Here is a 20,203-nt window from a genome sequence, read left to right on the forward strand (position 1 = left end):
ACGTTCGCGCGGCCCGCAAGACTAACTCAACAGATACTTGGAAAATGATTTTCTACTATTGATTGTGGATTGATCGGTTTCTCCCTGGGGAGGCACCCATGCTCCATCAAGGGCCCGCCACGCCGGCTCCGATGGCGAGAAATGCCGCCGCCGTCGATCAGGAAACGCCCTGGTGCGAGAAGCACCATCAGATCGTCTGCGATGAGATCGAGGCGATCAACACCCGACGCGAACCGGAACGGCGCCTCGATGCCGACGGCCTGCAACCCTGCCAGTTGCTCGACGTCGTCGGGCTTGCGTTGTCCGGCGGTGGCATTCGCTCGTCGGCCGTTTGCCTCGGCGTGCTCCAGGCACTGAACCACCACAATCTGATCGGCCGGATCGACTATCTCTCCACGGTGTCGGGCGGCGGCTATATCGGCACCTCTCTCAGCGCCACCATGACGACGGCACGGCGCTTTGTATTCGGCGAAAGACCTGCCGGCGGAACCGTCACGTCCGCCGAGATCAGTGATACGCCGTCGGTCGGACACCTGCGCAACTATTCCAACTATCTGATCCCTGCCGGTGTCCGCGATCTTCTGACCGGAGTTGCGATCGTCGTGCGGGGACTGGTCGCCAATATCGGGTTGACGTTACCCGTCGTGCTGCTGCTTGCCGCCGTCACCATCTGGTCGACGCCGCTGCGGAGCTGCCTGACGGATGCGAACATCTTCGGCGTCAGTCTCAACAACAGGACGTTGTGCGAGCTGCACGATTTCAGCGACATCGATCGTTACGGTTTCAGCACATTCGGCCTGGTCGTCGCGCTGGTGATGTTCGCTTGCAGCGGGCTCGCCTATCTCACCTCCCGCTCCGTCCGCGGCAGCGGTCCCAGCGTCGTGTTCGCCTATATCGGCGGGATCGCGCTGTTGCTGGGCGTCGCGTGCGACTTCGCGCGGTTTCTCAAGGTCCAGCATTTTGCGTTGAGCCTGTCGATCGCAATCCTCGGGGGCGTCCTGTTTTCGGATGGGCGCTCAAGCAGTCGCTCGCGAGCCCCGGCAAGCGGCAGGAGTTTCGATCGCACTGGCCGAGCATGGGCGCGACCGTCCTGGTGCTGCTGGCGGTGATCGCCTTCTTCGAGTTTCAGCCCTTCATGCTGGAGCAGATGTTCGATGTCGCCGAGAGCAGCGCAATCGGTGGACCGGCTGCTGCGGTTGCGATCACCTGGATCAAGTCGCTCGCGGCGGTGGCCGCGCCAATCGGCGTCTTCGTCACCGCGTTCAGGCAGCAATTCGTGGAATTGCTGAAGGGCAACAGCGCATCCTCGCAATGGGGTTCGCTTGTGCTCGCGGTCGTCGCCAAGGTCGCGCTATGGATCGCGGGCCTTGCGCTTCCGCTCGTCATCTGGGTCGCATACCTCTATCTGTCCTATTGGGGCATCGCCAACGACCTGTTCGAGAGGTGCCCTTCGGTTATGGGCGCAACCTCCCAGCGAGAGTGCCTGGTCAATGCCAAATCGAACGCGCCGTCCGGCAGCCTCGCAGGCAGGATTCAGTTCGACGCCAGCAAGGGGACCTTGTCGGCGGAAATCACGCCGAACGCCGCACCGCAGGTCGTGGCAGATGCCGAGCAGTTGACGCCGACCTGGCACACGCCCGCCTGGCTCCTGTTCCTGGCTCGCAAAGCGGGGCAGGTGGTTCAGGTGCGTTTTCCCAGTCTGTTCCAGGGCAACGCTTCGGAGCTCGCCTACTCCTACAGTCTGGACATGGTGATCCTCTACACGTTCGCCGGCGTCCTGCTGTTCGCCATCTCGTTCTTTCTGACGCCGAATGCGAACTCGTTGCACCGGCTCTATCGCGATCGCCTGAGCAAGGCCTTCCTGTTCGATCCGACGCGTTCGGCCGACGGGCGCGTCGCGCCCGCCGAAGCCAGTCTCGACCAGGGGCGCGATTTCAAGGCGCTCGATCGCATGAAGCTGACGGATCTCTACGCCGCGCCGGCCGCGCCGGCCCGGGTTCCAGGGCAGCCGGCCGCGCCGAAGCTGCACGCGCCCTATCAGCTCATCAATACGGCGCTGAACATTCAAGGCTCCGACTTTGCCAACCGGCGCGGACGCAACGCGGACTTCTTCGTGTTCTCCGCCCTGAACGTCGGCAGCGAGGCGACGGGCTATGCGCCCACCGCTCTGGTGCAGGACGACGAGCAAAGTCTCGATCTCGCCACCGCAATGGCGATTTCCGGAGCTGCGGCCTCCTCGAACATGGGTTCGAGTTCGATCAAGGCGCTGACGCCCACGCTTGCGCTCCTCAACGTCCGGCTCGGCTATTGGCTGAAGAACCCGCGTTACGTCGATGAGCGTGTCCGGCCGCAGCGCCGCTCCACGCCGATCTATTTCTGGTCGGAGATATCGGGGCGCCTGTACGAGAACAGCGACAGCGTCTATCTGACGGACGGCGGCCATATCGAGAATCTCGGCGTCTACGAGCTGTTGCGGCGCCGCTGCAAGGTGATCATCGCGGTCGATGCGGAAGCCGATGCGCCGATGAATTTCGGTTCCCTGATGACGTTGCAGCGTTACGCCCGCATCGATCTCGGCGTCCGCATCGACCTGCCATGGACGCCGATCCGCGAGCGCACGCGCGCGCTGATGGCGCGCAATGCCGACAAGGCGGGTGATCCCGGCGCGGCCGACGAGCACGACGAGATTGCGCGAGACCACGTCCACGTCGCGATTGGCACCATCGACTATGGAGGCGACGAGCAGGGTTATCTCGTTTACGTCAAATCGTCGCTCAACGGCGACGAGAACGACTATATCCGGGACTACGCGCGGCGAAACGATCGCTTCCCGCACGAGACCACAGGTGACCAGTTCTTCTCGGAAGAGCAGTTCGAGGTCTACCGCGCGCTCGGCTTCCACATGGCGCACGGTTTCCTGTCCGGTGACAATCCGGTCGCGGTCGGGTGCGGCGTCGATCCGCATATGGCCCGATTCACTGAAGCGGGCGAGCCGGCGATCGACGCGGTGCGCGCGGCGTTCGGTCTTCCGGTGCCCCGGCGGCAAACCGCGAGCGTCACCGCCACGATGATCGATCAGGGCTGAGCAGCGCGACAGCCGGATTCCCGGCAATCGGAATTCCAAATCACCTGATTTGCCCGAAAACCGGCCATCGGTGCCGTTGCCCTGCCCGAAGGTTTGCGGTATCCCAGCCCAAGAATTCGACTTTCGACTGGGGACAATGCATGGCTGACCATAGCGAAGTGGCGTACACCACCGCCGACGGCAACGACTACGTTGCCCACGAGCAGACCTATGAGGGCTTCATCAAGCTGGTGAAGTACGGCACGGCCTCGGTCGCGCTCATCGTGATCCTGATGGCGATCTTCCTGACCTGACCTATCGGCAGCCGCACACGCCAGCAGCAGCTGCCGCCTACAAAATTTGCATCCAAGCCGGTCCCAAAACCGGTATCGAACGCTGCGGGAGTAACGCTTAAGTTTGCGCGCGCGCTGTCCCGCGTCGCCGGAGGGCCTATGAAGATCGCCGTTGCCAAGGAAATCGATCCGTCGGAGCCGCGTGTCGCCGCTTCGCCTGATACGGTGAAGAAGTTCAAGGCGTTGGGCGCCGAGATCGCCGTCGAGCCGGGCGCCGGCCTCAAATCGGGCCTGCCGGATTCCGAATTCACCGCCGTGGGCGCCACCGTCAGCGCCGATGCGCTGAAGGACGCCGACATCATCATCAAGGTGAAGCGTCCTGAGGCCTCCGAGCTCGCACAGTACAAGCGCGGTGCACTCGTCATCGCCATCATGGACCCCTACGGCAACGAGGCCGCGCTGAAGACGATCGCCGATTCCGGCGTCTCCGCCTTCGCGATGGAACTGATGCCGCGCATCACCCGTGCACAGGTGATGGACGTGCTGTCGTCGCAGGCGAACCTTGCCGGCTACCGCGCCGTGATCGAGGGGGCCGAGGCCTTCGGCCGTGCCTTTCCGATGATGATGACCGCCGCCGGCACCGTGCCCGCCGCAAAGGTATTCGTGATGGGCGTCGGCGTTGCCGGCCTCCAGGCGATCGCGACCGCGCGCCGTCTCGGCGCCATCGTGACTGCCACGGACGTGCGTCCGGCCACGAAGGAGCAGGTGGAATCGCTCGGCGCAAAATTCCTCGCCGTTGAGGACGAGGAGTTCAAGAACGCGCAGACCGCGGGCGGCTACGCCAAGGAAATGTCGAAGGAGTACCAGGCCAAGCAGGCCGCGCTCACCGCCGAGCACATCAAGAAGCAGGACATCGTGATCACGACCGCGCTGATTCCGGGCCGGCCTGCGCCGAAGCTCGTCAGTGCTGAAGTGGTCAAGTCGATGAAGCCGGGTTCGGTGCTGGTCGATCTCGCGGTCGAGCGCGGCGGCAATGTCGAGGGCGCCAGGCCCGGTGAGGTGGTCGACCTCGATGGCATCAAGATCGTCGGCTACACCAACGTCGCCGGCCGCGTCGCGGCCTCGGCCTCCAGCCTCTACGCACGCAATCTGTTCTCCTTCATCGAGACCATGGTCGACAAGAACGAGAAGAAGCTCGCCGTGAACTGGGACGACGAGCTCGTCAAGGCCACCGCCCTGACCAAGGACGGCGCCGTGATCCACCCGAACTTCCAGCCGAAGGTTTAAGGAGAGCCGCCATGGAGCATGCAGCACAGGTCGTCGACCCCTTCATCTTCCGGCTGTCGATCTTCGTCCTCGCCGTCTTCGTCGGCTATTTCGTGGTGTGGTCGGTGACGCCGGCGCTGCACACGCCGCTGATGAGCGTGACCAATGCGATCTCGTCGGTGATCGTGGTCGGCGCGCTCCTCGCCGGCGGCGTCGCCAATGTCTCGAGCGGCTCGGGCTGGGCACGCGCCTTCGGCTTCGTCGCGCTGATCTTCGCCTGCATCAACATCTTCGGCGGCTTCCTTGTCACCCAGCGCATGCTGGCGATGTACAAGAAGAAGTCGAAGTAAGCGGCCACCTCGGGCTGATGGGATCAATGGGGACCTGAGATGAGCGCCAACCTCTCTGCATTTTTGTATCTCGTGGCGGGAGTGCTGTTCATCCTGTCGCTGCGCGGGCTGTCGAGCCCGGCTTCGTCGCGCCAGGGCAATCTGTTCGGCATGATCGGCATGGCGATCGCGGTCGCCACCACGCTCGCCAACCATCCGCCGGCAGACGGCCTCGCCTGGGTGCTCGTCATCGTCGGCATCGCCATCGGTGCCGCGATCGGCGCGGTCATCGCCCGCCGCGTGCCGATGACCTCGATGCCCGAACTGGTCGCCGCCTTCCACTCGCTCGTCGGCATGGCCGCGGTGCTGGTCGCCGCCGGCGCGTTCTACGCGCCCGAGGCTTTCGACATTGGCACCCCCGGCAACATCCATCCGCAGAGCCTGGTCGAGATGTCGCTCGGCGTCGCCATCGGCGCGTTGACCTTCACCGGCTCGGTGATCGCGTTCCTGAAGCTGTCCGCGCGGATGAGCGGCGCGCCGATCATCCTGCCGTTCCGCCACGCCATCAATATCGTGCTTGCAGTTCTGCTCGTCGTCTTCATCGTCGGGCTGGTGATGTCGGGCAGCGCGCTCGACTTCTGGCTGATCGTCATCATCGCGCTGGCGCTCGGCGTGCTCATGATCATCCCGATCGGCGGCGCCGACATGCCGGTCGTGATCTCGATGCTGAACTCCTATTCCGGCTGGGCCGCGGCCGGCATCGGCTTCACGCTGGGCAATTCCGCGCTGATCATCACCGGCGCGCTGGTCGGCTCGTCCGGTGCGATCCTGTCCTACATCATGTGCCACGCGATGAACCGGTCCTTCATCTCGGTCATCCTCGGCGGCTTCGGCGGCGAGACCGCCGCGGCCGGCGGTGGCGGCGGTGAGCAGAAGCCCGCCAAGCTCGGCTCGGCCGACGACGCCGCCTTCATCATGAAGAACGCCCAGAAGGTCATCATCGTGCCCGGCTACGGCATGGCGGTGGCGCAGGCCCAGCACGCGCTGCGCGAAATGGGCGATATCCTGAAGAAGGAAGGCGTCGAGGTGAAGTACGCCATTCATCCGGTCGCGGGCCGCATGCCCGGCCACATGAACGTGCTGCTCGCCGAAGCCAACGTTCCCTACGACGAGGTGTTCGAGCTCGAGGACATCAACTCCGAATTCGCGCAGGCCGACATCGCCTTCGTGATCGGCGCCAACGACGTCACCAACCCGGCGGCCGAAGAGGACAAGACCTCGCCGATCTACGGCATGCCCGTCCTGCAGGTCTGGAAGGCCGGCACCGTGATGTTCATCAAGCGCTCGCTCGCCTCGGGCTATGCCGGTATCGACAATCCGCTGTTCTATCGCGACAACACCATGATGCTGCTCGGCGACGCCAAGAAGGTTACCGAGAACATCGTCAAGGCGATGTAGCGCGGAAGGCGAGCGGACCGTGGCCCTGAACAAGGAGTGGCACCGGTCCCATCGCATGCCACCGAAAGCGACGCGCGAGCAGCGTGTCGCATGGCACGTCGCCCATGCGGCGGCGTGCGGCTGCCGCGAGATTCCCTTGAGCATCCGCACCGACGTCCTCAAATTGCTCAAGCGCCGTCGCAAGCCCTGAACTCCGGAAATGGTGGGGGCCGCGATGACATTCCTGAAATGGACCGCCACCATCCTTGCGGCCGGCTACCTCGCCGGTCTCGTCCTGCTGTTTGCCAAACAGCGCGCGATGCTGTTTCCGATACCGACGGCCGAGCGCACGGCGCCCGCTGCCGCGGGACTTCCAGACGCCGAAGAGCATGTCCTGACGACGTCCGACGGCGAGAAGGTCATCGTCTGGCACGTGCCGCCAAAGCCTGGCCGTGCCGTGGTGCTGTTCTTCCACGGCAACGGCGATTCTCTCGCCGGCCTTGCCGGCCGCTTCAAGGCGATCACGGCTGACGGCACCGGTCTCGTCGCGCTGTCTTATCGCGGCTACGCGGGCTCCGGCGGCGCACCGAGCGAAGATGGTCTGCTGCGCGATGGCGCGGCTGCGTATGCGTTCGCGGCGGCGCGCTATGACGCCCGGCGCCTTGTCGTCTGGGGCTTCTCGCTCGGGACCGGCGTTGCGGTCGCCGTCGCCTCCGAACATCCGGTCGGGAAGCTGATCCTCGAGGCGCCCTATACGTCGATCGCCGACGTCGCCGCCGCGCATTTCTGGTTCGCTCCGGTTCGCCTCCTGATCCGCGACCCCTTCCACTCGGATGAGCGCATCGCACGCGTCACGGCTCCGCTCCTGGTCGTGCATGGCGCGCAGGACCAGACCATCCCGATCGCATTCGGCGAGAAATTGTTTGCGCTGGCCCGCGGGCCGAAGCAGTTCGTCCGCATTCCCGGCGGCGGGCACGACGATCTCGGCAGCTTTGGCGCCATCGACATCGCACGAAACTTCATCAATGGGACCTGAGGGCTGACGGACGCGATCTTCTCGCGCATAATCGGCCTCCCATTTGAAGGAATCGCCCGCATGAGCGCACACGGACCGATGCCGCGGTCGTCCTGGATCTTCCCCGCTCTGGCGGTGCTGCTGTTCCTGATCGTGACCGCGACCGGCTACAGCTTTACGCTAACGGCGGGCGGAGCCCTGTTCGCGATCGTGCTCCTGGTGATCCTGTTCGGCACCGTGTTCGCGGCCGTTCATCATTCCGAGGTGATCGCGGAGCGCATCGGCGAGCCCTACGGCACGCTGCTGCTGACGCTGGCGGTGACCATCATCGAGGTCGCGCTGATCACCACGATCATGCTGGGCGACAAGCCGGCCCCGGAGCTCGCCCGCGACACCGTGTTCGCCGTCGTGATGATCGTCTGCAATGGCCTGGTCGGCCTCTGCGTCTTCATCGGCGGCATGCGCTATCGCGAGCAGGGCTTTCAGGTCTCGGGCGCCAACGTCTATCTCAGCGTGCTGATTGCGATGGCAACCATCACCCTGATCATGCCCAACTATACGCTGACGACGCCGGGCCCGATCTATTCGACGCTCCAGCTCGGCTTCGTCGATCTCGCAACGATCGTGCTCTACGGCGTGTTCCTCTACACCCAGATCGTCCTGCACAAGGACTATTTCGTCCACGAGCGGGCGGACGGCGAGGGCGGAGAGGCGCATTTGTCGGGCAGGATGCTGGTGCTGAGCATCGTGCTGCTGCTGATCTCGCTGTTGGCGGTCGTCCTCCTCGCCAAGAAGTTCTCGCTGGTGGTGGACGCTGTCGCCGTTCAGATCGGCGCCCCGCCGGCGTTCGCGGGCCTCCTCGTCGCCCTCCTGATCCTGATGCCGGAGGGCGTCTCGGCGATTGCGGCGGCGCGCAAGAACGACCTCCAGAAGAGCATCAACCTGGCGCTCGGATCCTCGCTCGCAACCATCGGCCTGACCATTCCGGCGGTCGGGGTCGCCACCTACGTGCTCGACCAGCCGCTCGTGCTGGGCCTCAATCCCCAGAACACGGCCCTGCTGTTCCTGACATTCTTGTTGAGCATGCTGACTTTCGGCACCGGCAGGACCAATGTCCTGTTCGGGCTGGTCCATATGGTGGTATTTGCCGTCTACGTGTTCATGGTTTTCGTGCCGTAGAAGGAAACTCCCGATGCTTGCCGCCAAATCTGAGGTTCAGGTCGACAACGAGCAGGTGCGGGTGACCGAATGGCGGCTCTCCCCGGGCAGCGCGACTGGGCATCACACCCACGGCATGGACTATGTGATTGTTCCCGTCGTGGCCGGCGAGATGACCATCGTGGCGCCCGGCGGCGAGCGTTCCAAGGCGCAGCTCGCGGCCGGAAAATCTTACTTTCGCAAGGCCGGGGTCCAACATGACGTACTTAACGAAACCTCAACCGAGATCGTGTTCCTTGAGATCGAGCTGAAGCCGTAAGTCTGCCGTTACCTTTGCCATCGATCCGTCGCAGTTGATCCCTTACAATGCCCCAAAGTTCCCGCATCTGATCGCGCGGGGAGTGGCCGAGAAATGTTGAAATACCTCGCTAAAATCTCGATGGATATTTTACCCTCGGTGCTCGCGACGATCATCGGGGCGTACATTGTTAACCACTACATCAACGCCAAGCCGGCGACTGACGCCCCCGCGGCCGTGGTAGCGCCTGCCCAGGCTGGCAGTGACGGCAAGCCGACCGACACCGCCAACCTTCCCGCGCCCGGCGTGAAGGCCAAGGGCGTTGCTGAGAAGAACGTTTCCGAAAAGGGCGTGGACAAGGTGGCGGCCGAAAACCCGGCCGATCATCAGCCAGCCGCCGAGACCAAGGCCGCAGACGTCGCTCCCGCCGAGACTGGCCCGCGCAGCCGTAGCTCCGCGCGTGAAAAGGCGGCCGCCAAGTCCAATCCGGCTGTCACGGCTCCCGCCGCAGCTCCGGTGGTGGAGGCCAATTCGGCGCCGGCCGCGACCCCCGACGCCAACGATCTCGCGCGGGCGGCCATCGAGCGCCTGCGCAAGTCGCCTGAGGGCAAGGCTGCTGAGAAGGCCGCTGAGGCCAGATCTCCCGAAACCAAATCGGTTGAGACCAAGCCGGTCGAGCGGACCCCGGAGCCTGCGGTGCGGGAAGCCGCCCGCACCCCGGAGGCCCCGCGTATCATCTCCACGGAGCCGTCCTCAGTGCGTCCGCTGCCGCCGCCGATCACGGTGTCGACGCCTTCGCCCGAGGCCTATGGCAATAGCGGTTCGTCGCCGTCTTACACTTCCTCGGTCGGCAATGACGATCCGAACCGGATGACGCCGCCGGCCGATATACCGGTCCCGATGATCGCGCCCCCGCTTGATCTGCGTGCCGATGCTGGCGGGGCCATGCCGCGGCCGAAGAAGACCAATGTGGCCGACGAGATGCTGTCCGGCATGAAGTCGATGTTCCACTCGGTCCTGCCGAAGAGCTCCACCCCCGATTAGACGGCGGCCTGGCTGCCCTGTCAGTGTCAGCCGCCGACGCGGGCGAGGCCGCTGCGGGCGGTATCGTCGCGTGGACGTAGCGCGACCGCCTTGTTGTAGGACGTGGCCGCCTTGGCCTTGTCACCGAGCCGCTCATAGGCCTGTCCGCGCGCGGTCCACACCTGCGCGTTGTGCGGATCGACCTCGGAGGCCTCATCGAGATCGGCCGCCGCTTCCTTGACCTTGCCGATCGCGAGATAGCTGATGGCGCGGCCGAGCAACGGCTCGACCTTTTGCGGATTGAGCCCGTTGGCGGCGCTGAAATCGGCGATGGCGAAATTATGCTCGTTGTTGCCCTGATAGATCAGGGCGCGACCATAAAGCGCCTGTGCGTTGTAGGGATCGAGCGCGACGGCCCGGTTGAACTCGTCCAGGGCGCCAGCCGTCTCCCCCGCCTTTGCCAGGGTCTGGCCTTTTGCGGTGTGAGCCTGGGCCTCGCTGACATTGCCGGCGCTGACCGCGCTGTCGGCGGCAGTCGCAGCCGCCTTGGGCGCCTCCTGCGGCTTCTCCTTCTCGGGCATCATGGAGCCGAGATCGAAGGAGCAGCCGCACAGCGCAATCCCCATCAAGCCGAGCGCGAACGGCTGTCGCCAGATCTGGCGTAGGCGCGCCAAGCGGCGTTCGGGGAAAGGGGAGGCCATCTACGGTTCGCTCGCGCTGGTGCCGCATCGGTAGTGCCCCCGTCCCAGAGAAGGCACCGCTCACAAAACAATAACGCGGGCCAGGGGCCCGCGTCATCGGAATCTGAAGTCTTGGAAAACTGAAGTCTTGGAAAACTGAAGTCCTGCAAGCCAGGCAGAATCAGCGCGGTCCGCGCGGACCTGCACCCGGGCCGCTGCGGCCGCCACGATCACCGCCGGGACCGGCGCCGAACACCGGCTTCGGCTTCATCGGCAGCAGGCCTTCACGCTGCAGCTTCTTGCGGGCCAGCTTGCGCGCGCGGCGCACGGCCTCGGCCTTTTCGCGGGCCTTCTTCTCGGAGGGCTTCTCATAATGACCGCGGAGCTTCATCTCGCGGAAAATTCCCTCGCGCTGCATCTTCTTCTTCAGCGCCTTGAGGGCTTGATCGACATTGTTATCGCGAACGAGAACCTGCACGCGGCATCCTCTTCAGTGGATCGGATTTGAATTCTGGTAAGTCAAAGGGGATGGCGAAACGCACAAGCCCTTAACCTTGAGCGCGCGGATGTATCAGACAAAACCCGCGATGTCCACCTGCCAAGCAGGTTTTCGGGCCAAGTTCAGCCATTAAATGAGGCGAAAATACCTCCGTACGGCCCCGATTTGGGTGATTCGGCGCCAAGGGTGGGGCAGTTCCCGGAGCTTTGCTCCGGAAATTCCTGGAATTAGGGGAGACGTCACATGGATATGAAGAAATACGCTGCCGAGGCGATCGGCACATTCTGGCTCACATTCGCAGGCTGCGGCAGCGCGGTGATCGCCGCCGGCTTTCCGCAGGTCGGAATCGGCCTGGTCGGCGTGTCCCTGGCGTTCGGCTTGAGCGTCGTCACCATGGCCTATGCGATCGGGCACATCTCGGGCTGCCACCTCAACCCGGCCGTCACCGTCGGGCTTGCCGCCGGAGGACGCTTCCCGGCGGGACAGATCCTGCCTTACGTGATCGCGCAGGTCTGCGGCGCAATCGTCGCCGCCCAGCTGCTTTACATAATCGCCAGCGGTGCTCCCGGATTCGATGTCAGCAAGGGTTTTGCGTCGAACGGCTACGACGCGCATTCGCCCGGCCAGTACAGCTTGATCGCCTGCTTCGTCACCGAGGTGGTGATGACCGTGATGTTCCTGTTCGTCATCATGGGCGCCACCCATGGCCGCGCGCCAGCGGGCTTCGCCCCGCTCGCGATCGGGCTCGCGCTGGTGATGATCCATCTCGTCAGCATCCCCGTCACCAACACGTCGGTGAACCCGGCGCGCAGCACCGGGCCCGCGCTGTTCGTCGGCGGCTGGGCGCTGTCGCAGCTCTGGCTGTTCTGGGTCGCACCGCTGATCGGCGGCGCGCTGGGCGGGGTGCTCTATCGCTGGCTCAGCGAGGAGCCCTCTGGCGTCGTCGCGGGCGTGAAGACGGCCTGATCGAAAGACGGGATCGCGGCATGCGCCGCGGTCCCGCTACTTGCCCTTCGTCGGCCTGACTTCGGTGACGTGGCCCATCTTGCGGCCGGGGCGCGGCGCGCCCTTGCCGTAGACATGCACGGTCGCGCCCGGCACGCTCAGCCACTTCTCGTAATCGTTGATCTCGTCGCCGATCAGATTGGTCATGGTGACGATTTCGCCGTGGCGCACGGCCTTGCCGAGCGGCCAGCCGGCAATGGCGCGGATGTGCTGCTCGAACTGCGAAACCGAGGCGCCGTCGAGCGTCCAGTGTCCGGAATTGTGCACGCGCGGGGCGATCTCGTTGACCAGCACCTTCGGCCCGGTGCCGTTGGCGAGCACGAACATCTCGACCGCGAGCACGCCGACATAATCGAGCGCGCCGGCGATCTTGCCGGCGATGCTGCGCGCTTCTTCCGCGAGCGCATCCGGAATCTGTGCGGGGGCGCGGGATATCTTCAGAATGTGGTCGCGGTGCTCGTTCTCGGTGACGTCGAAGCACTCGACCTGGCCGGTCGCCGACCGCGCCGCAATCACGGAGATCTCGCGCTCGTACGGGATGAAGGCTTCGAGGATCGCCGATTTGGTGGCGAGACTGGTCCAGACCTTGGCGATGTCGTCGCCCTCGCGGATGATGGCCTGGCCCTTGCCGTCATAGCCGAAGCGGCGGGTCTTCAGCACGGCCGGAAGGCCGATCCGGACGATCGCCTCGCGCAGCGAGGAGACCGAGGTGACGTCGGCATAGGCTGCGGTGCCGATGCCGAGCCGCGTCACGAAATCCTTCTCGGCGAGCCGGTCCTGGGTGGTCTCGAGGATCTTGCGGTTGGGCAGCACCGGGCGGCGCGCGTCGAGCACCATCGCGGCGGCAGACGGCACGTTCTCGAATTCGTAGGTGATGACGTCGACATCGTTGGCAAACAGCTCGAGTGCTTCGACGTCGGCATATTCGGCGCAGGTCGCGTTCAGCACGACGTCGAAGGCGGGCGAGTCCGGATCGGGCGAGAATACCTGGCAGCGCAGGCCGAGTCGCGCCGCGGCCATGGCCAGCATCCGCCCCAATTGTCCGCCGCCGAGGATTCCGATGGTGTCGCCGGGCTTCAGCTTCACCTGCTTTGCGTCAGTCACGCCTTGTCCTCCGGGCGCTCCGCAACCGCCTCGGTCTGTGCCTTGCGCCAGGCGACGAGGCGGTCGGATAGGGCCGGGTCGGACAATGCGAGCACCGAAGCTGCAAGCAGCGCCGCGTTGATCGCGCCAGCCTTGCCGATGGCGAGGGTGCCGACCGGGATGCCCGCGGGCATCTGCACGATCGAATAGAGCGAATCGATGCCTTTGAGCGTCCTGGATTCGACGGGAACGCCGAACACCGGCAGTTCCGTCAGCGCCGCCGCCATGCCGGGCAGATGCGCAGCGCCACCCGCGCCGGCGATGATGACCTTGTAGCCTGCCGCCTTGGCGCCCTTGGCGAATGCAAACAACCGGTCGGGGGTGCGGTGTGCCGAAACGATGCGGGTCTCGGCGGCAACGCCGAGCGCTGCGAGCGTGTCGGCGGCATGCCGCATCGTCTCCCAGTCCGACTGGCTTCCCATGATGATGGCGATCGGCGCGGTCATGACGTCAATTGTGCTCGGAAAACAGAAAGATAGGCCAGATTAACGGTTCCGGCCGGTGGCTCGCAAGGCGGTGGCAAGGAGAAGGGAATGCACTATCCTGTCTTGGTGAATCCCCGCAAGCCTTCATTGAGCAGGATGCCCATGAAGAAACCAAAAAGGGCGAGCGCTGCGAAGGCCAAAAAGGGCCGGAAAGCCAGCGCCAGCCGCTCCAAAGCCGCCCCCAGGCGGCTGGCGAAGCGCTCGGCCAAGATTCTGGGCAAGCCGGCGCGGCGCGGAGCGTCGGCCGCCGACGACACCAGGGCGACCATCCGCGGCTTGCGGAGCAAGCTCAGGGAGGCGGAGCGGCGGGTTGCGGAACTGGAAGCTGCGGCCGACACCGATTTCCTGCTCGAGATTCCGAACCGGCGCGGCTTCGAGCGCGAGCTCGCGCGCGCCATCGCCTACATGAAGCGCTACCGCGCCAGCGGCGCGCTGATCGTCCTCGACGTCGATCGCCTGAAGCCGATCAACGATTCCTTCGGCCATGCCGCCGGAGACGAGGTGCTCAAGGCGATTGCGGCCACCCTGACGCGGCAGGTCCGTGCCTCGGACGTGGTCGGCCGGCTGGGCGGCGACGAGTTTGCGCTGCTGCTCTGGAATCTCAGCGAGACCGACGCCAAGGCGAAGGCTGCCACCTTCGAACAGGCGATCGACGAATTGTCGTTTGCCTTTCGCGGTCAGCGCGTGACCGCGGGCGCCTCCGCAGGTGTCGCGCTGCTGGGGGCGCAGTCCGACGCAGGCTGCGCGCTGGAGGAGGCTGATGCCGCCATGTATGTGCGCAAGGCGCACCGCCGGCACGAGCCGCGGATCAGGCTGGTCAGCAACTAGGGCACGATCTTCGCGACAAACGCGGACCGCGTTTGCGCTGAGATCATGCTCACGCAACAACCCTTACAGCGTGGCCAGATCTTCCGGCACGTTGCCGAACTTGCGCAGCAGCGTCGCGTCGCCGAATTCGCCGGTCATAGGATCGCCGCTGCGGCTGAACGCAACCGCGCCGATATGGCCGGCACCGTGCGCCAGGATCTCGGCGCGCCGCAACGCGGCCGCCGAGCTCTGGCATTCCTCCGCGGCGCCCGCGACAGGCGATCCGTCGGCATCGATCAGGAAGGGCATTGCAACGTAGTAGGTCACATCCGACATGGCGTTGCTCCGATGGAGCATGATCCGGAAAAGTGTGAAGCGGTTTTCCGACGAGATCATGCTCAAAAAATAAAAGCGCGATCTCGATCGCGCTTTGAACTCAGGCGGCGCTGCTGTTGCTCCGCACTTTGCTGCGTGCGGTCTCGGGAATGCAGCCGGCTGAAATCGCCGCCTGTAATTCTTCCAGCTCTGCTTCCAGATATTCGTTGGCCATGATCAGCGCCTTGATGGTGCTGCGCAGGTTGCCGTCGCACATTGCGATCGCCTGGTCGCAGGCCTGTTCATAATGGCTGTTGTCGAGAAGGGCGGTTGCCGACATCTGCGTTGTCCTCGGGGGTTTCCTGGGCGTTTCCTGGGGCGGTAGGATACCCAAATGTTCCTATTTTGTTCTTTTCGAGTCAAGCGGATTCGGATGCCGCGAGGCGCCCCAAAAGGGCTTCGCGGATCAGGCGATGATGTCCGGCGTGATCTGGTCCTCGATGAACGCGATACGGTCGCGCAACAACAGCTTGCGCTTCTTCAACCGTTGTAACCGCAATAGGTCGGGGGCAGGCGATTGATGCATCGCATCGATCGCGGCATCGAGATCTCGGTGTTCTTGCTGCAACCGGGTGAGCTCGGCTTCGAGCTCACGCTCGTCTTCATTGGTCATGTTCGCGGTGGCCGAAAACCCGATGGGCGTGAGATTCAAGGCTGTGGATGCCCTGTGGAAATTATCGTCCTTGCGCGCCGTGATCGCAAGCGATCTCGGGCCGCCGCTCACCGAACTCTCGCAAGATATTTCGACGATTCGTTGCGACGTTGCGCAAGCACATTGATATCATGGATTTTTTCAGCGTGGTTCCTTACTCACGCTTCATTACATATGAATTTTCAAAAATGACGCTGCGACGACGGATACATATCGACAGAGCGAATCGGTGATGTACACTTGCTCGTCCGGATCGAATCCAAGGTTTCCCCCTACCGAGGAGGTTTCGAATGACAATTCAGGCACATCTGGTTGAATTGGAGCGGAAGCACAAAACGCTCGAAAACGAATTGCACGAAGCTCTCGTGCACCTTTCAACAGACGACCTGCAAATTGTTGAGTTGAAGCGACGGAAGTTGATGGTCAAGGACCAGATCGAGCGTTTGAAGCACACCGGCGACACGCTCCACTAGTAACCCCTGTAACAGCGTAGAATTGAACCTACCCTTCACGCAGGGGTGAGAGCTATTGCTCATCCCTGCGTGAAGGTTAGCGCCGTGCAAAGCTATTTGCGCGGCGTTCTTTACGCGAGCCGGTATCCACTTCGCTTCGAAAACGCTCTAGACGTTTGCGAGCTCAGCGACGTGGTCCGCGATCGCGAGCGATGACGTCAGCCCCGGCGATTCGATGCCGAACAGGTTGATCAGTCCTTCGACGCCGTGATCGCGCGGGCCCTGCATCAGAAAATCCTGCGTAGCCACCGCCGGCGGCACGATCTTCGGGCGAATGCCTGAATAGCTCGGGATCAGCGCGCCGTCGGGCAGCGTCGGCCAGTATTTCCGGATCGCCGGATAGAAGCGCTCGGCGCGTGATGGATCGACCTCGTAATTGATCGTCTCGATCCACTCGACGTCGGGGCCGAAGCGTGCCTGCCCGGCCATGTCCAGCGTCAGGTGCACGCCGAGCCCACCCGGCTCGGGCACCGGGTAGATCAGGTGCGAGAACGGTGCCCTGGCGTTGCAGCTGAAATAATTTCCCTTGGCGAGATAGGCCGGCGGAATCCGGTCAATCGGCATGCCGTCGATGTGGCGTGCGACCGTTGTTGCCGAGAGCCCGGCGGCGTTGACGAGCAGGCCGCATTGCAGCGTCATCGGCGCTTCGCCGCCGGCGTCGATCTCGATCACATCGCCTGATGCCTTGGCGCGGATCAGCGGGGTGTGAAACGCAAAGGCCGCGCCGGCCGCCTCGGCCTCGCCGCGCAGCGAGAGCATGTAGGCGTGGCTGTCGATGATGCCGGTCGATGGCGAGAGCAGCGCGGCATCGCAGGCGAGCGCCGGCTCCAGCGCGCGTGCGGCCTCGCCGGTGAGCAGCTGCATGTCGAGCACGCCATTGGCCTCGGCATGCGCCTTGATCGATTGCAGCTTCTCGGTCTCCTTGGCGCTGGTCGCGACGATCAGCTTGCCGCAATTCTTGTGCGGGATGCCGCGCTCGCCGCAGTAGCGATACAGCGCATGCTTGCCGCTGACGCACATGCGCGCCATCCAGCTGCCGGCGCGGTAATAGATCCCGGCATGGATCACCTCGCTGTTGCGCGAGGAGGTAATGGTGCCGATGGCCTCGGCTTCCTCGAGCACGATCACCTCGCGCCCGGCCTGGGCAAGCTTTCGAGCCACCGCGAGCCCGACGACGCCAGCTCCGATGACGACGCAATCGACCCTATCCATGGTTGTGCAGTTTATCCGTTGAAAGCATCGGTGGCATCAGGCCCGAGAACCACGGCGCCGGGCCGTTTTCCATTAAGGAAACATTTATCATGTCAGGGCAATTGCCGTATTTGGCGTCACATTTTTCTGTTGCGCGTACAGGCGTTTACCCGATCCAAACCCGTGAAGCCAGACAATCCGACGTTGAAATCGCGGGTGGCTGATGGCTGAGAAGAACTGGCACGTGGGCAGCACGCTTCCGATTGCTGTGCAGGCCGTCGTGTGCCTGGGCAGCGCGGTCGCGCCCGCGCGCGCCTTCGCGCTCGCGGACAGCTTCGCCCCGCCGAGCTATCTCGGCAAGCTCGATCCCAATTTGGTCTGGGAAGCGCTGATCGGCGGCATCGTCGTCTGTGCGTTCCTGGCCGCCATCGCGCTATGGATCCATTCCTCGCTGCGTCGCACCAGGCGCTTGCAGCTGCGGCGCAACGCCTTCGTCTCCTCCGCCATGAACAATCTCAACCAGGGCGTGGTGATGACGGATGCGCAACGACGCATCATGTTCTGCAACGACCGCTATCTCGAGATCTACGGCCTGGCGCGCTCGGACCTGTGGACCGGCATGACCGGCTACGACATCCTCGAACTCAGGCGCAAGCGCGACGTCCTCGGCGGTGTCTCCGACGACGAGTTCTACGAGAAGGCGGCGAGCGCCAACGGCCTGATCACCGAACTGCCTGATGGCCGCGCCATCCTGGTGAAATATTTCGTGTTGCCGAACGGCGGCTCGGTCGCGACGCATCTGGACGTCAGCGATCAGCGCAAGCTGTCACGGCAGCTCGCCTCCACCAAGCAATTCCTGGAAACCGTGCTGGACAACGTGCCGGCCTGCGTCGCCGCGAAGAACATCGAGGACGGTCGTTACATCTTCGCCAACAGCGCCTATGAACGGTTCTGGGGGTTCTCGCGCGACCACGCCGTCGGCAAGAATGCGCGGGAGCTGTTCGCGCCCATCTCGGCGGCCAGCATCGAGGCGGCCGACAAGGCGGCGCTGAATTCGTCGGACGGCCAGTTCCGCAATGAATTCGAAGTTGACCGCGCCGGTGAACGGCGCATGGTTGCCTCGATCCGGATCGTGGTCCGCAACGAGAGCAACAAGCCCGAATTCCTGATGCTCGTGTTCGAGGATATCACCGACCGCCGCTCGCTGTCGCAGGAGCTGGAGAGCACGAAAAAGTTCTTGGAGCTCGTGGTCGACAACATCCCGGTGGCGCTGATCGTGGAGCAGGTCAAGGACGGCCGCTACCTGCTCGCCAACCGCAGCGCCGAGACCATCCTCAACCGCCGGCGCGAGGAAGCCACGGGCCTGACCGCCTCCGACATCTTCAATCCCAAGGAAGCCAAGCTGATCATCGCGCGCGACGAGGCCGCGATCAAGAAGCGCGGGATGATCACCGAGGAGCACCCGATCTCCACCAAGGACGGCCTGCGGCTGTTCCTGACCCGGCGGGCGACCGTGCTCAGCGATGCCGGCGAGCCGCAATATCTGATCAAGACCCACGAAGACGTCACCGACCGCCGGCAGACCGAGTCGCGCATGGCGCACATGGCCTATCACGACGGCCTCACCGATTTGCCGAACCGCGCCGCCTTCCTTCAGGCGCTGACCCAGATGATCGAGGCCTGCGAAGGCACCAGCGAGGAGTTCGCCGTGCTCTGCCTCGACCTCGACGGCCTCAAGGAGGTCAACGACGTCTTCGGTCATGCGCTCGGCGACAAGCTCTTGATCGAGGTGGCCCACCGGCTTCAGGATTCCGCACGCGGCGGCGTGGTGGCGCGCCTGTCCGGCGACGAGTTCGGCCTCATCATCGACGGCAAGCAGCCGGAGGCGGGCCTTGCGCTGGCGCAGCAGCTCGGCGAGGCCGTTGCCCGGGAATTTCAGATCGACGGCCGGGCGGTCCGCGCCGGCGTCACCACCGGCATGTCGATCTTCCCGCATAATGGTGCCGACGGCGCGTCGCTGCTGGCCAATGCCGGCGCGGCGCTGTTCCGCGCCAAGCAGAAGTCGCGCGGCACGATCAGCCTTTACCAGCCGGAGATGGACCAGCAGATCCGCGATCGCCGCGTGCTGCATCAGGACCTGTCGAACGCGATCAAGAACGGCGAGCTTTCGCTCGCCTTCCAGCCGCAGGGGATCGCGCGCCACAGTGTCGCCGAGAGCGAGATCATCGGTTTCGAGGCGCTGGCGCGCTGGCAGCATCCGGTGCGCGGCCAGGTCTCCCCGGCCGAATTCATCCCGATCGCCGAGGAGAGCGGCCTGATCGTCGAGATGGGCGAGTGGATTTTGCGGCAGGCCTGCCGCGAGGCGGCGTCCTGGCCGAAGCCGCTCCAGGTCGCGGTCAATTTGTCGCCGGCGCAGTTCATGCACGGCGACGTGGTCGGGCTGGTCCATTCGATCCTGATCGAGACGGGCCTGGCGCCCGGCCGGCTCGAGCTGGAAATCACCGAGGGCGTGCTGATCGAGGACTTTGATCGCGGTCTCGCGCTGCTGCGCCGGCTGAAGGCGCTCGGCGTGCGCATCTCCATGGACGATTTTGGCAGCGGTTACTCTTCGCTGAGCTATCTCCAGGCGTTCCCGTTCGACAAGATCAAGATCGACCGCGCCTTCATCATGAATCTCGGCCGCAATCCGCAATCGGCGGCCATCGTGCGCGCCGTGATCGATCTCGGCCACGGCCTCGAAATGTCGATCATCGCCGAGGGCGTCGAGACCCTCGATCAGCTCGCCTTCCTTGCCAAGGAAGGTTGCGACGGCGTGCAGGGCTACCTGCTCGGCAAGCCGCTGCCGATCGGCAAATATGCCGGCCTCGTCGGCCGCGCCGAGACGATGGAGCTTGCGCTCAAGACCGGCTAGAGCGTTTTCGAGCCAAGTGGATACCGGTTCGCGCAAAGAAAACACGTCAAAACAAGAATC

General features: G+C 64.2%; 23 protein-coding genes. 15 read left to right on the forward strand and 8 right to left on the reverse strand.

Annotation, left to right across the window (positions count from 1 at the left end; all coding sequences use genetic code 11):
• Positions 1-98: 98 nt before the first annotated feature.
• The 11 genes from OWC48_RS33595 to OWC48_RS33645 all read left to right on the forward strand — a co-directional run bounded on the left by OWC48_RS33595 (position 99) and on the right by OWC48_RS33645 (position 9,904).
• Entirely contained in the window at positions 99-1,109 is a 1,011-nt protein-coding gene (locus OWC48_RS33595; protein WP_282523820.1) for a patatin-like phospholipase family protein, read from the forward strand.
• Complete coding sequence (locus tag OWC48_RS33600; protein WP_282523821.1) at positions 1,076-3,085, forward strand: hypothetical protein; 2,010 nt, start codon at positions 1,076-1,078, stop codon at positions 3,083-3,085. The genes OWC48_RS33595 and OWC48_RS33600 overlap by 34 nt, the downstream gene beginning before the upstream one ends.
• A gap of 140 nt (positions 3,086-3,225) precedes the next feature.
• A complete protein-coding gene (locus tag OWC48_RS33605) occupies positions 3,226-3,378 on the forward strand; it encodes an aa3-type cytochrome c oxidase subunit IV (RefSeq protein WP_008136857.1) in 153 nt (50 codons plus the stop codon).
• Positions 3,379-3,516: 138 nt separating this feature from the next.
• Complete coding sequence (locus tag OWC48_RS33610) at positions 3,517-4,644, forward strand: Re/Si-specific NAD(P)(+) transhydrogenase subunit alpha (protein ID WP_282523822.1); 1,128 nt, start codon at positions 3,517-3,519, stop codon at positions 4,642-4,644.
• An 11-nt stretch (positions 4,645-4,655) separates the two neighbouring features.
• Positions 4,656-4,973 (forward strand): proton-translocating transhydrogenase family protein, encoded by a 318-nt coding sequence (locus OWC48_RS33615; protein ID WP_014492434.1) that lies wholly within the window; start codon positions 4,656-4,658, stop codon positions 4,971-4,973.
• A gap of 39 nt (positions 4,974-5,012) precedes the next feature.
• A complete protein-coding gene (locus OWC48_RS33620) occupies positions 5,013-6,410 on the forward strand; it encodes an NAD(P)(+) transhydrogenase (Re/Si-specific) subunit beta (protein ID WP_282523823.1) in 1,398 nt (465 codons plus the stop codon).
• A gap of 19 nt (positions 6,411-6,429) precedes the next feature.
• Positions 6,430-6,600, forward strand: coding sequence for a hypothetical protein (locus tag OWC48_RS33625; protein WP_282523824.1), 171 nt, complete (start codon positions 6,430-6,432; stop codon positions 6,598-6,600).
• A gap of 24 nt (positions 6,601-6,624) precedes the next feature.
• Entirely contained in the window at positions 6,625-7,425 is an 801-nt protein-coding gene (locus OWC48_RS33630; RefSeq protein ID WP_282523825.1) for an alpha/beta hydrolase, read from the forward strand.
• A 60-nt stretch (positions 7,426-7,485) separates the two neighbouring features.
• On the forward strand, positions 7,486-8,583 hold the full coding sequence (locus OWC48_RS33635; RefSeq protein ID WP_282523826.1) for a calcium:proton antiporter: 1,098 nt from the start codon (positions 7,486-7,488) through the stop codon (positions 8,581-8,583).
• Positions 8,584-8,596: 13 nt separating this feature from the next.
• A complete protein-coding gene (locus OWC48_RS33640) occupies positions 8,597-8,881 on the forward strand; it encodes a cupin domain-containing protein (RefSeq protein ID WP_282523827.1) in 285 nt (94 codons plus the stop codon).
• Positions 8,882-8,974: 93 nt separating this feature from the next.
• Positions 8,975-9,904 (forward strand): hypothetical protein, encoded by a 930-nt coding sequence (locus OWC48_RS33645; RefSeq protein WP_282523828.1) that lies wholly within the window; start codon positions 8,975-8,977, stop codon positions 9,902-9,904.
• Positions 9,905-9,930: 26 nt separating this feature from the next.
• Here the strand turns inward: OWC48_RS33645 and OWC48_RS33650 are convergent, their stop codons facing one another.
• Positions 9,931-10,584: a tetratricopeptide repeat protein gene (locus OWC48_RS33650; RefSeq protein ID WP_282523829.1), complete on the reverse strand. Its 654-nt coding sequence runs from the start codon at positions 10,582-10,584 to the stop codon at positions 9,931-9,933.
• A gap of 160 nt (positions 10,585-10,744) precedes the next feature.
• Positions 10,745-11,041, reverse strand: coding sequence for a 30S ribosomal protein S21 (gene rpsU / locus OWC48_RS33655; protein WP_014492442.1), 297 nt, complete (start codon positions 11,039-11,041; stop codon positions 10,745-10,747).
• Between the two features lie 264 nt (positions 11,042-11,305).
• Between rpsU and aqpZ the strand changes: the two genes are divergently transcribed.
• Positions 11,306-12,028 carry an aquaporin Z gene (gene aqpZ, locus OWC48_RS33660; protein WP_282523830.1) on the forward strand — a complete coding sequence of 241 codons (723 nt, stop codon included), beginning with the start codon at positions 11,306-11,308 and terminating at the stop codon, positions 12,026-12,028.
• A gap of 36 nt (positions 12,029-12,064) precedes the next feature.
• On the opposite strand, the gene OWC48_RS33665 is transcribed toward aqpZ, so the two are convergent.
• Together OWC48_RS33665 and purE are read right to left on the reverse strand one after the other, a co-directional pair.
• Positions 12,065-13,171 (reverse strand): 5-(carboxyamino)imidazole ribonucleotide synthase, encoded by a 1,107-nt coding sequence (locus tag OWC48_RS33665; RefSeq protein ID WP_282523831.1) that lies wholly within the window; start codon positions 13,169-13,171, stop codon positions 12,065-12,067.
• Entirely contained in the window at positions 13,168-13,656 is a 489-nt protein-coding gene (purE, locus tag OWC48_RS33670; protein ID WP_282523832.1) for a 5-(carboxyamino)imidazole ribonucleotide mutase, read from the reverse strand. The genes OWC48_RS33665 and purE overlap by 4 nt, the downstream gene beginning before the upstream one ends.
• Before the next feature lie 141 nt (positions 13,657-13,797).
• Here purE and OWC48_RS33675 point away from each other — a divergent pair, with 141 nt between their 5' ends.
• Positions 13,798-14,523: a GGDEF domain-containing protein gene (locus OWC48_RS33675; protein ID WP_282523833.1), complete on the forward strand. Its 726-nt coding sequence runs from the start codon at positions 13,798-13,800 to the stop codon at positions 14,521-14,523.
• Positions 14,524-14,586: 63 nt separating this feature from the next.
• Here the strand turns inward: OWC48_RS33675 and OWC48_RS33680 are convergent, their stop codons facing one another.
• From OWC48_RS33680 to OWC48_RS33690, 3 genes are all read right to left on the reverse strand, one after another.
• Positions 14,587-14,838, reverse strand: a complete 252-nt coding sequence (locus OWC48_RS33680) for a hypothetical protein (RefSeq protein ID WP_063981128.1) — start codon at positions 14,836-14,838, stop codon at positions 14,587-14,589.
• 100 nt (positions 14,839-14,938) lie between these two features.
• Complete coding sequence (locus OWC48_RS33685) at positions 14,939-15,157, reverse strand: hypothetical protein (RefSeq protein WP_014492449.1); 219 nt, start codon at positions 15,155-15,157, stop codon at positions 14,939-14,941.
• 126 nt (positions 15,158-15,283) lie between these two features.
• Positions 15,284-15,490, reverse strand: coding sequence for a YdcH family protein (locus OWC48_RS33690; RefSeq protein WP_063986093.1), 207 nt, complete (start codon positions 15,488-15,490; stop codon positions 15,284-15,286).
• A 329-nt stretch (positions 15,491-15,819) separates the two neighbouring features.
• Between OWC48_RS33690 and OWC48_RS33695 the strand changes: the two genes are divergently transcribed.
• Positions 15,820-16,002 carry a YdcH family protein gene (locus OWC48_RS33695; RefSeq protein ID WP_008131172.1) on the forward strand — a complete coding sequence of 61 codons (183 nt, stop codon included), beginning with the start codon at positions 15,820-15,822 and terminating at the stop codon, positions 16,000-16,002.
• Positions 16,003-16,149: 147 nt separating this feature from the next.
• On the opposite strand, the gene OWC48_RS33700 is transcribed toward OWC48_RS33695, so the two are convergent.
• Positions 16,150-17,253 carry an NAD(P)/FAD-dependent oxidoreductase gene (locus OWC48_RS33700; RefSeq protein ID WP_282523834.1) on the reverse strand — a complete coding sequence of 368 codons (1,104 nt, stop codon included), beginning with the start codon at positions 17,251-17,253 and terminating at the stop codon, positions 16,150-16,152.
• Between the two features lie 202 nt (positions 17,254-17,455).
• Between OWC48_RS33700 and OWC48_RS33705 the strand changes: the two genes are divergently transcribed.
• Entirely contained in the window at positions 17,456-20,143 is a 2,688-nt protein-coding gene (locus OWC48_RS33705) for an EAL domain-containing protein (RefSeq protein ID WP_282523835.1), read from the forward strand.
• Positions 20,144-20,203: the final 60 nt, after the last annotated feature.

Source organism: Bradyrhizobium sp. Arg816 (assembly GCF_029989365.1).
Lineage (GTDB): Bacteria > Pseudomonadota > Alphaproteobacteria > Rhizobiales > Xanthobacteraceae > Bradyrhizobium.

What these genes read in the sequence shown, in the direction of transcription:
- OWC48_RS33695 (WP_008131172.1), top strand. Translation starts at nt 15,820, where the DNA reads ATGACAATTCAGGCACATCTGGTTGAATTGGAGCGGAAGCACAAAACG.
- OWC48_RS33600 (WP_282523821.1), top strand. Translation starts at nt 1,076, where the DNA reads ATGGGCGCGACCGTCCTGGTGCTGCTGGCGGTGATCGCCTTCTTCGAG.
- OWC48_RS33635 (WP_282523826.1), top strand. Translation starts at nt 7,486, where the DNA reads ATGAGCGCACACGGACCGATGCCGCGGTCGTCCTGGATCTTCCCCGCT.
- OWC48_RS33595 (WP_282523820.1), top strand. Translation starts at nt 99, where the DNA reads ATGCTCCATCAAGGGCCCGCCACGCCGGCTCCGATGGCGAGAAATGCC.
- OWC48_RS33620 (WP_282523823.1), top strand. Translation starts at nt 5,013, where the DNA reads ATGAGCGCCAACCTCTCTGCATTTTTGTATCTCGTGGCGGGAGTGCTG.
- OWC48_RS33640 (WP_282523827.1), top strand. Translation starts at nt 8,597, where the DNA reads ATGCTTGCCGCCAAATCTGAGGTTCAGGTCGACAACGAGCAGGTGCGG.
- OWC48_RS33630 (WP_282523825.1), top strand. Translation starts at nt 6,625, where the DNA reads ATGACATTCCTGAAATGGACCGCCACCATCCTTGCGGCCGGCTACCTC.
- OWC48_RS33680 (WP_063981128.1), bottom strand. Translation starts at nt 14,838, where the DNA reads ATGTCGGATGTGACCTACTACGTTGCAATGCCCTTCCTGATCGATGCC.
- OWC48_RS33690 (WP_063986093.1), bottom strand. Translation starts at nt 15,490, where the DNA reads ATGACCAATGAAGACGAGCGTGAGCTCGAAGCCGAGCTCACCCGGTTG.
- OWC48_RS33685 (WP_014492449.1), bottom strand. Translation starts at nt 15,157, where the DNA reads ATGTCGGCAACCGCCCTTCTCGACAACAGCCATTATGAACAGGCCTGC.
- OWC48_RS33610 (WP_282523822.1), top strand. Translation starts at nt 3,517, where the DNA reads ATGAAGATCGCCGTTGCCAAGGAAATCGATCCGTCGGAGCCGCGTGTC.
- aqpZ (WP_282523830.1), top strand. Translation starts at nt 11,306, where the DNA reads ATGGATATGAAGAAATACGCTGCCGAGGCGATCGGCACATTCTGGCTC.
- OWC48_RS33650 (WP_282523829.1), bottom strand. Translation starts at nt 10,584, where the DNA reads ATGGCCTCCCCTTTCCCCGAACGCCGCTTGGCGCGCCTACGCCAGATC.
- OWC48_RS33605 (WP_008136857.1), top strand. Translation starts at nt 3,226, where the DNA reads ATGGCTGACCATAGCGAAGTGGCGTACACCACCGCCGACGGCAACGAC.
- OWC48_RS33705 (WP_282523835.1), top strand. Translation starts at nt 17,456, where the DNA reads ATGGCTGAGAAGAACTGGCACGTGGGCAGCACGCTTCCGATTGCTGTG.
- purE (WP_282523832.1), bottom strand. Translation starts at nt 13,656, where the DNA reads ATGACCGCGCCGATCGCCATCATCATGGGAAGCCAGTCGGACTGGGAG.
- OWC48_RS33675 (WP_282523833.1), top strand. Translation starts at nt 13,798, where the DNA reads ATGAAGAAACCAAAAAGGGCGAGCGCTGCGAAGGCCAAAAAGGGCCGG.
- OWC48_RS33645 (WP_282523828.1), top strand. Translation starts at nt 8,975, where the DNA reads ATGTTGAAATACCTCGCTAAAATCTCGATGGATATTTTACCCTCGGTG.
- OWC48_RS33700 (WP_282523834.1), bottom strand. Translation starts at nt 17,253, where the DNA reads ATGGATAGGGTCGATTGCGTCGTCATCGGAGCTGGCGTCGTCGGGCTC.
- OWC48_RS33615 (WP_014492434.1), top strand. Translation starts at nt 4,656, where the DNA reads ATGGAGCATGCAGCACAGGTCGTCGACCCCTTCATCTTCCGGCTGTCG.